Here is a 13,451-nt window from a genome sequence, read left to right on the forward strand (position 1 = left end):
ATGGACTTCTGCCACTCCTGCCACCGCCACCTCAACGGCGCCCTCGCCTGCCCGGGCTGCGGCGTCCCGGTGGAACACCTGCGCCCCCGAGCCGAGCCGCACGCGGGGGAGGAATACGCGAGCCAGGAGTACCCGGGTCAGGGCTACGCGGGTCACGCCCACGCGGGGCAGGGCTATGCGGAACAGGAGTACGCGGGTCACGCCGACGCCGGTCAGGGGTACGCCGGTCACGGCAACGCGGGGCAGGGGTACGCGGGACCGGACCACGGCTACGGGGTCTACGGCCACGGCGTCCACGGCGGCCACGACGTGCCGCAGGCCGCCCCCGCCGCCGGCGCCGAGCCGGAGGAGACCTACCCGCAGCCGCCCGCCGGCGACGGCTTCCCGGGCGGGCGGGACGCCGCCGAGGGGGCCACAGAGGACGGCGTGGAGGGCCTCGCGGACGACGACGAGGACGACGACGCGGAGGACGGTACCGAGGACGGCGCGGACCGGGCCGGCCGGCGCGAACGCCGCGGCGGGGACGGTGCGAGCCGGCGCGACCGCAAGGCCGCCGCGCACCGCAGACGGCGCCGCCGCACCGTGCTGATCGCCGCCGGGTTCGTGCTGGCCGCGGGCGGTCTGAGCCTGGCCGAACTCGGCATCGACGCACCCGGGTTCTCCGCCCCCGACCCGGCGGCCGCCGGCGGCCGGTCCGCCGACGGCGCGGCCGGCGGCGACGCGGAGCCCGGCACCGACCCGTCCGCGCACCCACGGCAGGTCCCCGCGTCCGACCCCCGCACCACGCCCTCGGCCTCCCCGGACGCCTCCGCGTCCGTCTCCGCCTCGCCGTCCCCGTCGGGCAGCGCGACCGGCCCGAGCGCCGGCGCGACGCAGACGAGCGGCGCCCCGACCGAGGGGCCCACCTCCGCGCCCGCCCCCTCCGCGACCCGCACGCAGGGGCCCGATCCGGAACCCACCCGTTCCTCCGCGCCGACGACCCCGCCGCCGGCACCGGAGCCCACGAAGACCTGCAACCGTTTCCTGTGGTGGTGCACCTGAGCGGGGACTCCATTGAGTGAAAACCGCGCCCCCCGTCGTACCGGTCTGCGCGCGAACCGGCGTGGAGCCACACGGACATGATCTCCGGCGTGCCACCATGGGGCCCGGAGTGCAGGGGAGGAGAGCGGATGGCTCAGCAGATTCACGGCACCGTGGCGGACGGGTTCGAGGCGGTGCGTGAGGAGTTCGCGTCCTTCGTCGCCACCGAACGGCCCGACTACGAGGGCCAGTTGTGCGCCTATGTGCACGGCCGCCGGGTCGTCGACCTGTGGACGGGCGGCGAGAGCGACTCCCTGTACGGCGTGTTCTCCTCCACCAAGGGCGCCGCCCACCTCGTGGCCGCGCTCCTGGTCCAGGACGGCACGCTGGAGCTGGACCGCAAGGTCACCTACTACTGGCCGGAGTTCGGCGCCGAGGGCAAGGGCGGGGTGACCCTGCGGGACCTGCTCGCCCACCGGGCCGGCGTCATCGGGATCGACGCCGGGTTCTCCGCCGAGGAACTGGCCGACGACCGGGTGATCGCCGAACGCCTCGCGGACCAGAAGCCGTACTGGCGGCCCGGTACCGCCTTCGGCTACCACGCCGTCGTCATCGGCGCCCTGGTCGGCGAGGTGGTGCGCCGCGCCACGGGTCACACGCTGCAGGAGGTCTACGAGGAGCGGGTGCGCGCGCCGTACGGGCTGGACTTCTACCTGGGGCTGCCGGAGGCGGAGGAGCGCCGCTTCCGGTCCGTGCAGCCGATGGTCCCGACGCCGGAGCAGCAGGCCGAGCTGGACGCGCGGCAGACCGGCCCGCACACGCTGGCCTCGATCGCCTTCAACACCCATGTCCCGGACCCGGGCAGCCTGGAGGACCACGCCAACTCCCGCCTGGTGCGCGCCAAGGGCCCGGCGTCGGCGGGCGGCGTGGCCTCGGCGCGGGGCCTGGCGACGATGTACGCGGCGGCGATCAGCGAGCTGGACGACCGCCCGCCGCTGCTGAAGCCGGACACCATCGCCGAGGTCGGCCAGATCCACTCCGTGGGCTACGACCTGGTGGCCCGCACGCACAAGGCCTTCGGGCTCGGCTTCCAGGCCACGGCCGACGTGGCGTACCCGTTCCTGGGCGCCGGCACCTTCGGCCACAGCGGGGCCGGCGGCTCCCAGGCCTTCGCCGACGCCCGCAGCGGTCTTGCCTACGGCTACACCCGCCGCCGCATGGCGTACCCGGGCGGCGCGGCCCCGGAGAACGAGGCCCTGGTCAGGGCCGTACACACCGCGGCGCTGCGGCAGAACTGACGGCCGGTCCGGACGCCGGGCGCGGCTGCCCACGCAGGGGCGCGGGGAGCCGCGTGAGATCCCCGCGACGCCCCGCACCCGGCAGGGCACCCGCGCCCGGCGGACGGGAAGCCGGGCTCAGACCAGCGTCACCGTGATGTTCCCGCGCGTCGCCTTGGAGTACGGGCACACCTCGTGCGCCTTCTTCACCAGGCTCGCCGCGGTCTCCGCGTCCACGTTCGGGATGTTCGCGGAGATCTCGACGATGATCCCGAAGCCGTCGTCGTTCTTGCCGATGCCGACCTTCGCGGTCACGGTCGAACCGGAGACGTCGGCGCCCTCCTGCCGGGCGACGACGCCCAGCGCGCCCTGGAAGCAGGCGCTGTAACCGGCGGCGAACAGCTGCTCCGGGTTGGTCCCGGCACCGCTGCCGCCCATCTCGACCGGCGGGTTGACGACGACGTCGAGCTTGCCGTCGTCCGTGGCGACCCGGCCGTCGCGGCCGTTCTCGGCGGTGGCGACGGCGGTGTACAGGACGTCGGACTGCTGAATGGGCATGCGCTTGTCTTCCTCCTCGGTCCGCCGCGACTCGCGCCCACGATCGACAGCGGATTTCGGAAAGAAGTTACCGCATACCGGAAGGCCCCGGAAGGCCGCGGTGCGGTCGGAGCGCGGTCAGAGCTTGACGACCATCTTTCCGATGTTGTCGCCGCGCAGGACCCCGAGGAACGCCTCCAGTGTGTTCTCGATGCCGTCGACCACGGTCTCGCGGTACTTCAGCGCGCCCGAGGCGACCCATGGGCCGACCTCCTGGACGAACTGCGGCTGCAGGTCGTAGTGGTCGCCGACCAGGAAGCCCTCGATGCGGCCGCGGGTCTGGATGAGGCGGGCGAGGTTGCGCGGGCCGGGGGCGGGCTCGGTGTTGTTGTAGACCGAGATCATGCCGCAGACGGCGATCCGGCCGCCCTCGTTGAGCGAGCCGATCGCGGCCTCCAGGTGGTCGCCGCCGACGTTGTCGAAGTACACGTCGATGCCGTCGGGGGCGGCGGCGCGCAGCTGCTCGCTGACGGGGCCGTTCTTGTAGTTGAAGGCGGCGTCGAAGCCGTACTCCTCCACCAGCAGCTTGACCTTCTCGTCGGACCCGGCCGAGCCGATGACCCGGGAGGCGCCCTTGAGCTTGGCGATCTGCCCGACCTGGCTGCCCACGGCCCCGGCCGCGCCGGAGACGAACACGGCGTCGCCCTCCTTGAAGGACGCGGTGCGCAGCAGGCCGGCGTAGGCGGTCAGGCCGGTCATGCCGAGCACGCCGAGGTAGGTGGACAGCGGCACGTCCGCGGCCTCGACCTTGACCGCCGGGACGGCCGTGGGGCCGACCTTGACGGCGTGCCGGGCGTCCACGACGGCGTACTCGCGCCAGCCGAAGAAGTGCAGCACGTGATCGCCGACGGCGATGCCCTCGACGTTGGAGGCGATCACCTCGCCGACCGCGCCGCCCTGCATGACCTTGCCCAGTTCGAAGGGGGCGACGTAGGACTTCGCGGCACTCATACGGCCGCGCATGTACGGGTCGACGGAGAGGTACTCGTTCCGTACCAGGACCTGGCCCTCGCCCGGTTCCGGCACCTCGGCCTCCACCAGGGCGAAGTCCTCGGGCTTCGGCCAGCCGACGGGACGGCTGAGCAGGTGCCACTCGCGGTTGATCATGACAGCGGGCCTTTCGATTTACTTCAGTACCTGAAACAACGATGCTCCTGAATATTTCAGGTTGTCAAGTAACCGGGTATCCTGGAGGCCATGTCCACCCCACACACCACCCGCCGCCCCGACGCCCTGACCCTGGAGGTCGTCGAACTCATCGGGGACGTCGTGGCCCGCTTCTACGCGGACTACGAGGAGGCGGCCGGCGAGCACGCGCTGACCGGCGCGCAGGCGCGGCTGCTCAGCCTGCTGTCGCTGGAGCCGCTGCCGATGCGCAAGCTCGCGCAGAAGCTGAAGTGCGAGCCGTCCAACGTCACCGGGATCGTGGACCGGCTGGAGGCGCGCGGCCTGGTCGAGCGCCGCCCCGACCCGGCGGACCGCCGGGTGAAGGTCGCGGCGGCCACCGACGAGGGCCGCCGGGTGGCCCGCGACCTGCGCGACGGCCTCCGCTTCGCCCGCGAACCCCTGGCCGGCCTCTCCGACGCCGAACGCGAGTCCCTCCGTGACCTGCTCCGCAGGATGCTGGACGCGTGACGGCGTGACGGCGTGACGGCGTGACGGCGTGACGGCGTGACCGCGTGCGGCGCGTGCGGTGCGTGCGGTGCGACGCCGTAACGCGCGGCGGGGCGTACGTCGCTCCACCCCCGGCCGGCGGACGCGGGTCGTCCGGTGGGACCGGTCGCCGGGCGGTCCGCACGGCGGCGGAGCCGTGGGCGGGGCTCGCTACAGTTGCCGTATGCGTGATCTCGGGGTGGGCTTCGGCTATCTGCTCAAGGGCCAGCGGTGGGTGGGCCGGCACGGCAAGAGTTACGGCTTCGGGCTGCTGCCCGGCCTGGTGACGCTCGTGCTGTACGCGGCGGCGCTCGTCGGCCTGGGCCTGTGGGGCGAGGACGCCGTGACGTGGGCGACGCCGTTCGCCGACGACTGGTCCGGCCCCTGGGCCGGCCTGTTCCGCGGCTTCCTCACCGCCGTGCTGTTCTCGCTCGGCCTGCTGCTCGCCGTGCTGTCCTTCACCGCGGTCACGCTGCTGATCGGCCAGCCCTTCTACGAGAGCCTCTCCGAGAGGGTCGACCGGGACGTCTCCGCCGACGGCACCGCGCCCGAGTCGGGGCTGCCGCTGTGGCGCGAGCTGTGGATCTCCGCCCGCGACAGCCTGCGCATCCTGGTCCGGGCCGCGCTGTGGGGCGTGCTCCTCTTCGCCCTCGGGTTCGTGCCCGTCGCCGGCCAGACCGTGGTCCCGGTGATCGGCTTCTTCGTCACCGGCTTCTTCCTCACCGAGGAGCTCACCGCCGTCGCCCTGGAGCGCCGCGGTGTCGCCCTGCGCGAGCGCCTCGCCCTGCTGCGCTCGCGCAAGCTCCTCGTCTGGGGCTTCGGCACCCCGCTGGGCCTGGCCTTCCTCGTCCCCTTCGTCGCCGTGTTCCTGATGCCCGGCGCGGTCGCCGGGGCGACGCTCCTCGCCCGCGACCTGCGCGGCGAGGAGATCGAGGAGGGCGAGCGGGACGACGACGGCGAGGACGCCGACGCCGCTACCGCGCTCCCGCAGCCACCGACAGGATCGCCCGCACCTGGGCGATGACGTCCAGCCGGTTGCGCACGAACTCCGGATCGGTGACCGTGCCCGTCGCCGGGTCGGTGTTGCCCGCGCCGAACTGCAGCACCGGCGTGTGCAGATGCCCGCCGGGCAGCGTGGCGTGCAGGCCCAGCCGGTCGCGCAGCAGGGTCGCCCGGTAGGCGATCTCGTTCGACAGGTAGTCCCCGCCGCCCCCGGCCCGCGCCGCGGACCCGGGCGTCGGCCCGTCCGGCCGTACGACGGGCTCGCTCCCGCCCGCCGGGATCTCCGTGACGCTGGTGTTGTCGTACACCGGGAACCGGCCGGTGTCCGCCGCCGTGATCCGCGCGTACGGCAGGGTCGTCGTCGTCCACTGTGGCCGGGTCGCCGGATCGGTGACCGGGATCGGGCCCGCCGTACCGGTGTTCTCGTTGTCCGCGAATCCGCCCCGCCAGGCCCCGTTGGTGCGCTCGACGTCGAAGCGGCCGACGCGGCCCTGGCTGATCGTGGTGAACAGGTCGACGCGCGGCAGATACGACCGCAGCGCCCGCTCCACCGTGCCCTGGGCGAAGTCCCGCCAGCGCACCGGGAAGACGACCGTCTCCACGCGCGCGGGGCCCCCGGCCGTCTCGATGACCGTGCCGTCCAGGGCGAGTGCGCTCGCGCCGGACGGGTTGGAGATCCGGATGTCCCGGTCCAGGGTGAACGGATCGAACCCGGTGACGAGGATCCGCTTCATCCCCTGGGCCGCCCGCGGATACCGGATGCCGGTCTGCCCCCGGGAGGTGCGCTCCAACCCGTCGAGCAGGGACGCCCGTTGCGCCTCGGTGAGGGCGAACCGCGGCTCCCACCCGCGCACCTGCCGGGTCATCGCCAGCCGCGCCCAGTACAGCGGCCGGTCGTCGTCGCGGCTCAGGTCCCCGCCCGCCGGCCCGCGCCCCTGCGCCCGCCCGACGGCCCGCTGCCACAACGCGGTCCCTTCCCGTACGACGACGGCGCGCGCCTGCGGGTAGGACCGTGCACGACTCAGCGCCCGGCCGAACTCACGGGTGAGCGTGTCGAATCCGGACCGGCGCAGGATCTCCTGCGGCACCGCCCGGTCGAGGCGCTGTTCCTCGACGGTCGGCGCGAGGGGCGCGGCGGACGGGGCGATCGGCGCGGTGGGCGCCGCCTGCGCGGTCGTGGGGGCGGCGAGGGCCGCGGTGAGGGCGAGTCCGAGGGCGGCTGCGCGAACGCGGGGGGATATCAAGGCGGTTCGGGTCCTTCCGTCGCTGTGGGGCGCGTACTTGCGGGACGGCCGCAGTATCGCGTGACGCGAGTGACGTGCGCCATGGGGCCGTCGGCCACGCGGGGGCACCCGTCGGTCACGCCGGGAGGCCGGCGGCGGCCTCCCGCAGCGCGGCGACGAAGGCGCGGGCCGCCGGTGTCAGGGACCGGCCCCGGGCGCTCGCCGCGTACACGGCCCGCGGCGGGGCGTCCTCGGCGCACACCGGCACCAGGGCGACGTCGGGCCGGACGGACGCGGCGGCCAGCGCCGGGACCAGGGTGACGCCGAGGCCGGCGGCCACATAGCCCTGCTTGGCCGTCCACTCGCCGACGACGTGGGCGACGCGGGGCCACAACCCCTGCCGTACGGCCGCCGCGAGCAGGGTGCCCTCGGGGCGGGGACTGCCCGCGATCCAGTCGGCGTCGGCCAACCGGCCGAGCCGTACCGGCGCATCGGCCGCGGCGAGCGGATGGCCGGCCGGGACGGCCACGTACAGGGCCTCGTCGAGCAGGTGGTGCAGCTCGTACGACTCCAGGGGGGCGCGGCCGGTCGTGGAGACCACGGCGAGGTCGAGGTGCCCGGTGGTGAGCCGGTCCAGCAGGGCGGGGGAGAGGCCCTCCTCGCGGGTGACGCGGACGCCGGGGTGGCGGGCGCGGAAGGCGGCCAGGGCCTGCGGGACGAGCGCCGCGTCGGCGGTGGCGAACGCGCCGAACCGCAGCCGCCCGCCGGCCGCCTCGCGCAGATCGGCCAGTTCGCGCGCGGCGCCGCGCAGCGCGTCGGCGACGGTCTCGGCGTACGGCAGGAGGGCGCGGCCCGCCTCGGTGAGCGCCACACCCCGGGGCAGCCGGTCGAACAGCGGGCCACCGCCGAGGGCGGACTCCAGGGAGGAGATCTGCCGGGACACCGCGGACTGGGTCCAGCCCAGCGTGCGCGCGGCCACGGTGAACGAGCCGTGCCGGGCGACCTCCAGGAAGACGCGCAGCCAGACGGTCGCGAGATCGGGGGTCTCCCCGTAGAGATGCGAAGGGCGCATGGCTGTGATGCTAGACATTCGCTTGTCGCATCCATGCACCCGGTCCTAGCGTCGACGCCATGGAGAAGATCGCCTTTCTGGGGCTCGGCCGCATGGGCGCGCCCATGGCCCGCCGGCTCCTGGCCGCCGGGCACCCGCTCACCGTCTTCAACCGCACGCCCGCCCGGGCCGAACCGCTCGTGGCCGAGGGGGCCGTGGCGGCCGACTCGCCGGAACGGGCGGTGCGCGACGCCGACGTGGTGATCACGATGCTCGCGGGGCCCGAGGCGCTCGCCGCGGTCGCCGACGCCGTGGTGCCGGTGCTGCGGCCGGGCGTGACCTGGGCCGAGATGTCCACGGTCGGCCCGGACGCCGTCCGGGAACTGGCCGGGCGGCTGGGGAACGGGGTGAGGCTGGTCGACGCACCGGTCATGGGCAGCACCGACCGCGCGGCCGAGGGCACGCTCGGCATCCTGGCCGGCGGGGACGCCTCCGCCGTCGAGCACGTCCTGGCCCGCCTCGGCAGCGTCACCCGCACCGGCCCGCTCGGCTCCGGCGCCGCCCTCAAACTCGTCCTGAACACCGCCGTGATCGGCGGCGTCGGCCTGGTCGCGGAGGCCCTGCGGCTCGCCGACGCGCTCGGTCTCGACGACGGCACCGCCCGCACCGCCCTGGCCGCCGGCCCGCTCGGGGGAGTGGTGGCCCGTGCCTTCGCCGAGGGGGCGCACTTCGCCACCGCCCTCGCGGTGAAGGACCTCGCGCTCGCCACCGCCGTCACGCCGCTGCCCGCGGCCCGGGCGGTGGCCGAGCAGTTGCGGGCCGCCGCCGCGGACCCCGCCCTGGCCGGCGCGGACCTCGCCCGGGCCGTCCCCCGTATCCGAACCGCCGGTGTTCGCAGCGCCGAAGGAGCACGATGAAGGTCACCCTGGACAACCCGGCCGGCGCCCCGCAGCCCGCCAACTCCTACTACTCGCAGGTCGCCCGCGTGGAGAACGCCGACGGCAGCGCCCTGTTGTTCGTCTCCGGGCAGGTCGCCGACGGCACCACGGTGGCCGAGCAGTCCCGGGGCGTCTTCGAGGCGCTGGACGCCCTGCTGTCGGCGCACGGCGGCTCGCTCGCGGACGTCGTCAGCATCCGGACGTACCTCACCGACATCGGCACGCTGCACGAGTACGGCGCGGTACGGCGGGAGTTCCTCACCGGGACCGCGCCGACCAGCATGACCTTCGAGGTGTCCCGCCTGTTCACCCCTGAGGCGAGGGTGGAGGTCGAGGTGGTGGCCGCGGTACCCGCCGGCCGGTGAGGTGTCCGGTCCCGGGCCGTGTCCGGTCCCGGGTCGTGGCGCATGCCCTCAGCCGGCCGGTGCGCCCGGCCCGCCCGGATGGCCGTCCTCCCTCAGTCGACCCGTTCGCCGAGCAGGGCGAGGAAGTCGCGGAAGGCGGCCGGCATGTCCACCGACTCGGGGTCCAGCAGCCACTGGTACTGCAGTCCGTCCATCACCGCGACCAGCAGGGGGGCGGTGCGTTCCGGGGTGAGTCCGTTCGGCAGGCGGTCGCCGTACTCGGCGCGCAGGACGTCCACCATGGTCTGCCGCACCTCGCGGTAGCGGTCGGTGAAGTAGGCGCGGGCGGGATGGTCCTCCGTGACGCTCTCGCCGAGCAGGGCCGAGAAGGTCTGGACGATGCCGGGCCGCATCGCGTTGTAGTCGACCAGGGAGGCGAGCAGGTCGACCCGCCACCGGCTGTGGGGGACGGCGTCCCACTGGTCCCGCTCCTGGAGCACGGCGACCAGCAGTGCCTCCTTGGTCGGGAAGTAGTGCAGCAGCCCCTGCTGCGTCAGCCCGACCCGCTCCGCGACCGCGCCGAGGCTCGCGCCGCGGTAGCCGCGTTCGGCGATCACCTCCAGGGCCGCCCGCACGATCTCCGCGCGCCGCTCCTCGCTCCTGACCCTCGCGCTCATGGCGTCACGGTACGACATTCCTCCGAGCCGCTCATAACTGCAAGATAACGAAACCTACCGCCCTACAGGTAACGGGTGCACGATGGGAGCCACCTGCAGAGCCACGCACTCAACGAGGAGGCACCGCGATGGCGGGAACCCAGCGCACCCCGGCCGAAGAGGCCCGCGAGGCGGCCGTCGAGTCCGCACTCGGCAAGCTCGGCCTGGACGCCAAGACCCGGCTGCTGGCCGGTCAGGACATGTGGTCCCTGCCGGAACTGCCCGAGATCGGCCTGGCCTCGCTCGTCATGTCCGACGGCCCGATCGGCGTGCGGGGCGTGCGCTGGAGCGCCGACGACCCGTCCGTCGCCCTGCCCTCCCCGACCGCCCTCGCCGCCACCTGGGACCCCGAACTCGCCCGCCGGGCCGGTGTGCTGCTGGCCCAGGAGGCCCGCCGCAAGGGCGTCCACGTGCTGCTCGCGCCCACCGTCAACCTGCACCGCTCCCCGCTCGGCGGCCGCCACTTCGAGGCCTACAGCGAGGACCCGTACCTCACCGGCCGCATCGGCACCGCCTACGTCCGGGGCGTGCAGTCCGGCGGCGTCGGCACCACCGTCAAGCACTTCGTCGCCAACGACGCCGAGACCGACCGCTTCACCGTCGACAACCGCGTCTCCGCGCGCGCCCTGCGCGAGCTGTACCTGGCGCCCTTCGAGGCCATCGTGGCCGGCGCCCGCCCCTGGGGCATCATGACCGCCTACAACACGGTCAACGGCACCACCATGACCGAGCACCACCACCTGGTGAACGAGGTGCTGCGCGGCGAGTGGGGCTTCGACGGCTTCAACGTCTCCGACTGGATGGCCGCCCGCGACACCGTCGCCGGCATCAACGGCGGCCTGGACGTGGCGATGCCCGGCCCGCGCACCGTCTACGGCGAGGCCCTCGCCCGGGCCGTCCGCGACGGCCGGGTCGCCGAGGCCACCGTCGACGACGCCGTGCGCCGCGTCCTGCGGCTCGCCGCCCGCACCGGCGCCCTCGCCGGCGCCGAACCCGCCGTCACCGACCTGCCCGAGCCCGTCGACGGCGAGGCCCTGGCCCGCGAGATCGCCCGCCGCTCCTTCGTCCTGCTGAGCAACGACCGGGCCGCGCTGCCCCTGCGGCCCGGCCGCACCGTCGCCCTGATCGGCGCCGCCGCCCGCGACGCCCGCATCCTCGGCGGCGGCTCCGCCACCGTCTTCCCGGCCCGGATCGTCTCCCCGCTCGACGGCCTCACCGCCGCCCTGCCCGAGGGCGCCGTCCGCTGGGCCCTCGGCGCCGACCCGGCCACCGAACTCGCCGTCGCCGACCAGGGCTTCACCCTGCGCGCCGTCTGCCGCGACGCGACCGGCGCGGTCATCGGCGAGGCCACCGCGCCCAACGGCCAGGTGCAGTGGCTCGGCGCGGACCTGCCCGAGGGCGTCACCCACGAGACACTGCACTCCGTCGAACTGACCGGCACCTTCACCCCGCGCGAGAGCGGCCCGCACACCTTCGGCATCCGCGGCACCGGCACCTTCACCCTGCGCGTCGACGGCACCACGTACTTCGACGACGACCAGCCCCCGGCCGACGACAGCGACCCCTTCGAGGCGTTCTTCGGCACCCCCGTGGAGCGCGCCCGGGCCGAACTGACCGCCGGGCAGCCCGTCGAGGTCTCCCTGACCTACGTCGTGCGGCAGCCGGAGGGCTCGCCGATCACGGCCGTCCTCTTCGCGCTCGCCCACCAGGCCCCGCAGCGCGACCCCGACGAGCTGATCGCCGAGGCCGCCGAGGCCGCCCGCGCCGCCGACACCGCCGTCGTCGTGGTCGCCACCACCGAACGCGTCGAGTCCGAGGGCTTCGACCGCGCCGACCTGCGCCTGCCCGGCCGCCAGGACGACCTGGTGCGCGCGGTCGCCGCCGCCAACCCGGACACCGTCGTGGTCGTCAACGCCGGCTCCCCGGTCGAGATGCCCTGGCGCGACGAGGTCGCCGCCGTACTGCTGACCTGGTTCCCCGGCCAGGAGGGCGGCGCCGCCCTGGCCGACGTGCTCACCGGCGCGCACGAGCCGGGCGGCCGGCTCCCCACCACCTGGGGCTCCCTGGACGACGCGCCCGTCACCCGGGTCGCGCCCACCGACGGCCGGCTGACCTACGACGAGGACGTCTTCATCGGCTACCGCGCCTGGGAGAAGGCGGGCCGCACCCCCGCCCACCCCTTCGGCCACGGCCTCGGCTACACCGACTGGACGTACGAGTCCGTCGCCACGGACGGCACCACCGTGACCGTACGGGTGCGCAACACCGGCACCCGGGCCGGACGGGAGGTCGTGCAGGTCTACCTCGCGCCCGCCGAACCCGACGCGAGCCGCCCGGCGCGCCGGCTGGCCGGGTTCGCGGTCGTCGAGGCCGGGCCGGGCGAGCCGGCCGAGACGGTCCTCGAACTGCCGCGCCGCGCGTTCGAGATCTGGGACGAGACGACCAACTCGTGGTCGTTTGTGAAGGGTTCGTACGAAATTCAGGTCGGGCGCTCGATCGCCGACCGCCGTCTCGCCGCCCCGATTACCGTCTGAACCGGGGCCGCCCCACCTGACGGGGGACGGCCCCCCACCAGCAGCCCCGGTCCGGGACCTGACCCCCGGACCGGGGCTCGTGCCGCTCAGCGCACCGAGAAGCCGTACACCGGCTCTGTGCCGCTCAGCGCACCGAGAAGCCGTACACCGTCTCCGAGCGGTAGACCTCGCCCGGCCGAAGGACCGTGCTCGGGAACTCCGGACGGTTCGGGGAGTCGGGGAAGTGCTGCGTCTCCAGCGCCACGCCGGCGCCCGGGCTGAACGGCGCGCCCAGGTGGTCGGCCGTGTACAGCTGCAGGCCCGGCTCGGTCGTCGCCACCGTCAGCACCCGCCCGGAGGCCGGGTCGTACAGTTCGGCCACCTCCACGGGGGCCGCGCTGACGCCTTTGTCCAGGACGAAGTTGTGGTCGTAGCCCGAGCCGATCGTGCGCGCCGTACGGAAGTCGAAGCGGGTGCCGGTGACGTCCGCGAGCTCCCCCGTCGGGATCAGGTCGCCGTCGACGGGCGTGTAGCGGGAGGCGGCCAGCCGCAGTTCGAGGCCGCCCGCGTGACCGGTGCCCGCCAGGTCGAAGTAGCTGTGGTTGGTCAGGTTCACCACGGTCGGCGCGTCCGTGACCGCCTCGTACGCCAGGTGCAGCGCGCCCGAGGCGTCCAGCGTGTACGTCGCCGTGACCTCCAGACGGCCCGGGAAGCCCTCCTCGCCGTGCGGGCTGACCCGGGACAGCCGCAGCCCGTGCGCGACCGGCTCCACGTCCCACACCTGCTTGTCGAAGCCGCGCTCACCGCCGTGCAGCGCGTTGGGCCCGTTGTTCGCGGGGAGCGCGCAGGTGCGCCCGTCCAGGGTGAAACGGGCGCCCGCGATCCGGTTGGCGTACCGCCCGACCAGCGCGCCCAGGTACGGCTCCGGATGGGCGAGATAGCCCTCCAGCTCCTCGAACCCCAGCACCACCGCGCCGGTGCGCCCCTGACGGTCCGGGACCTCCACCGACTGCACGATCCCGCCGTACGACAGGACCCGGACCCGCACACCCGAGCGCTCCAGGGTCCAGCGGTGGACCGGGGTGCCGTCGGAAAGTGTGCCGAACAGTTCGCTCAT

At 74.5% G+C, this 13,451-nt stretch carries 13 protein-coding genes; 7 read left to right on the top strand and 6 right to left on the bottom strand.

The window, feature by feature from the left end; translation table 11 throughout:
* Both ACF1AL_RS02745 and ACF1AL_RS02750 read left to right on the top strand, forming a co-directional pair.
* Positions 1-1,041 carry a hypothetical protein gene (locus ACF1AL_RS02745; protein ID WP_391819203.1) on the top strand — a complete coding sequence of 347 codons (1,041 nt, stop codon included), beginning with the start codon at positions 1-3 and terminating at the stop codon, positions 1,039-1,041.
* A gap of 128 nt (positions 1,042-1,169) precedes the next feature.
* A complete protein-coding gene (locus ACF1AL_RS02750; protein ID WP_391825384.1) occupies positions 1,170-2,318 on the top strand; it encodes a serine hydrolase domain-containing protein in 1,149 nt (382 codons plus the stop codon).
* A 117-nt stretch (positions 2,319-2,435) separates the two neighbouring features.
* Here the strand turns inward: ACF1AL_RS02750 and ACF1AL_RS02755 are convergent, their stop codons facing one another.
* Positions 2,436-2,855, bottom strand: a complete 420-nt coding sequence (locus ACF1AL_RS02755; protein WP_366840855.1) for an organic hydroperoxide resistance protein — start codon at positions 2,853-2,855, stop codon at positions 2,436-2,438.
* A 117-nt stretch (positions 2,856-2,972) separates the two neighbouring features.
* Positions 2,973-4,001 carry an NADP-dependent oxidoreductase gene (locus tag ACF1AL_RS02760; protein ID WP_391825385.1) on the bottom strand — a complete coding sequence of 343 codons (1,029 nt, stop codon included), beginning with the start codon at positions 3,999-4,001 and terminating at the stop codon, positions 2,973-2,975.
* Positions 4,002-4,091: 90 nt separating this feature from the next.
* Between ACF1AL_RS02760 and ACF1AL_RS02765 the strand changes: the two genes are divergently transcribed.
* Both ACF1AL_RS02765 and ACF1AL_RS02770 read left to right on the top strand, forming a co-directional pair.
* Entirely contained in the window at positions 4,092-4,529 is a 438-nt protein-coding gene (locus ACF1AL_RS02765; protein WP_366840857.1) for a MarR family transcriptional regulator, read from the top strand.
* A 202-nt stretch (positions 4,530-4,731) separates the two neighbouring features.
* Positions 4,732-5,571: an EI24 domain-containing protein gene (locus ACF1AL_RS02770; protein WP_391779948.1), complete on the top strand. Its 840-nt coding sequence runs from the start codon at positions 4,732-4,734 to the stop codon at positions 5,569-5,571.
* Here the strand turns inward: ACF1AL_RS02770 and ACF1AL_RS02775 are convergent.
* Together ACF1AL_RS02775 and ACF1AL_RS02780 are read right to left on the bottom strand one after the other, a co-directional pair.
* Positions 5,522-6,793: a pyroglutamyl peptidase gene (locus ACF1AL_RS02775; protein WP_391825386.1), complete on the bottom strand. Its 1,272-nt coding sequence runs from the start codon at positions 6,791-6,793 to the stop codon at positions 5,522-5,524. The two genes, ACF1AL_RS02770 and ACF1AL_RS02775, sit on opposite strands and share 50 nt — an antisense overlap.
* Positions 6,794-6,908: 115 nt before the next feature.
* Entirely contained in the window at positions 6,909-7,844 is a 936-nt protein-coding gene (locus tag ACF1AL_RS02780; protein ID WP_391825387.1) for a LysR family transcriptional regulator, read from the bottom strand.
* A gap of 59 nt (positions 7,845-7,903) precedes the next feature.
* Here ACF1AL_RS02780 and ACF1AL_RS02785 point away from each other — a divergent pair, with 59 nt between their 5' ends.
* Both ACF1AL_RS02785 and ACF1AL_RS02790 read left to right on the top strand, forming a co-directional pair.
* Positions 7,904-8,740 carry an NAD(P)-dependent oxidoreductase gene (locus tag ACF1AL_RS02785; protein ID WP_391825388.1) on the top strand — a complete coding sequence of 279 codons (837 nt, stop codon included), beginning with the start codon at positions 7,904-7,906 and terminating at the stop codon, positions 8,738-8,740.
* Positions 8,737-9,126, top strand: coding sequence for a RidA family protein (locus ACF1AL_RS02790; protein WP_391825389.1), 390 nt, complete (start codon positions 8,737-8,739; stop codon positions 9,124-9,126). Before ACF1AL_RS02785 ends, ACF1AL_RS02790 begins: the two co-directional genes overlap by 4 nt.
* A 92-nt stretch (positions 9,127-9,218) precedes the next feature.
* Here ACF1AL_RS02790 and ACF1AL_RS02795 read toward each other — a convergent pair whose 3' ends face one another.
* The gene (locus tag ACF1AL_RS02795; RefSeq protein ID WP_366840864.1) at positions 9,219-9,800 is read right to left on the bottom strand and encodes a TetR/AcrR family transcriptional regulator; all 582 of its coding nucleotides are present in this window, start codon (positions 9,798-9,800) and stop codon (positions 9,219-9,221) included.
* A 110-nt stretch (positions 9,801-9,910) separates the two neighbouring features.
* On the opposite strand from ACF1AL_RS02795, the gene ACF1AL_RS02800 reads away from it, so the two are divergent.
* Positions 9,911-12,355: a glycoside hydrolase family 3 C-terminal domain-containing protein gene (locus ACF1AL_RS02800; RefSeq protein WP_391825390.1), complete on the top strand. Its 2,445-nt coding sequence runs from the start codon at positions 9,911-9,913 to the stop codon at positions 12,353-12,355.
* A gap of 124 nt (positions 12,356-12,479) precedes the next feature.
* On the opposite strand, the gene ACF1AL_RS02805 is transcribed toward ACF1AL_RS02800, so the two are convergent.
* The gene (locus ACF1AL_RS02805) at positions 12,480-13,451 is read right to left on the bottom strand and encodes an aldose epimerase family protein (protein WP_391825391.1); all 972 of its coding nucleotides are present in this window, start codon (positions 13,449-13,451) and stop codon (positions 12,480-12,482) included.

Source organism: Streptomyces sp. NPDC014801 (genome assembly GCF_043082085.1).
Taxonomy (GTDB): domain Bacteria; phylum Actinomycetota; class Actinomycetes; order Streptomycetales; family Streptomycetaceae; genus Streptomyces.

Bases quoted from the DNA above. Each gene is read 5' to 3' on its own strand.
- ACF1AL_RS02765 (WP_366840857.1), top strand. From the start codon at position 4,092: ATGTCCACCCCACACACCACCCGCCGCCCCGACGCCCTGACCCTGGAG.
- ACF1AL_RS02800 (WP_391825390.1), top strand. From the start codon at position 9,911: ATGGCGGGAACCCAGCGCACCCCGGCCGAAGAGGCCCGCGAGGCGGCC.
- ACF1AL_RS02785 (WP_391825388.1), top strand. From the start codon at position 7,904: ATGGAGAAGATCGCCTTTCTGGGGCTCGGCCGCATGGGCGCGCCCATG.
- ACF1AL_RS02805 (WP_391825391.1), bottom strand. From the start codon at position 13,451: ATGAGCGAACTGTTCGGCACACTTTCCGACGGCACCCCGGTCCACCGC.
- ACF1AL_RS02750 (WP_391825384.1), top strand. From the start codon at position 1,170: ATGGCTCAGCAGATTCACGGCACCGTGGCGGACGGGTTCGAGGCGGTG.
- ACF1AL_RS02780 (WP_391825387.1), bottom strand. From the start codon at position 7,844: ATGCGCCCTTCGCATCTCTACGGGGAGACCCCCGATCTCGCGACCGTC.
- ACF1AL_RS02760 (WP_391825385.1), bottom strand. From the start codon at position 4,001: ATGATCAACCGCGAGTGGCACCTGCTCAGCCGTCCCGTCGGCTGGCCG.
- ACF1AL_RS02795 (WP_366840864.1), bottom strand. From the start codon at position 9,800: ATGTCGTACCGTGACGCCATGAGCGCGAGGGTCAGGAGCGAGGAGCGG.
- ACF1AL_RS02745 (WP_391819203.1), top strand. From the start codon at position 1: ATGGACTTCTGCCACTCCTGCCACCGCCACCTCAACGGCGCCCTCGCC.
- ACF1AL_RS02755 (WP_366840855.1), bottom strand. From the start codon at position 2,855: ATGCCCATTCAGCAGTCCGACGTCCTGTACACCGCCGTCGCCACCGCC.
- ACF1AL_RS02770 (WP_391779948.1), top strand. From the start codon at position 4,732: ATGCGTGATCTCGGGGTGGGCTTCGGCTATCTGCTCAAGGGCCAGCGG.
- ACF1AL_RS02790 (WP_391825389.1), top strand. From the start codon at position 8,737: ATGAAGGTCACCCTGGACAACCCGGCCGGCGCCCCGCAGCCCGCCAAC.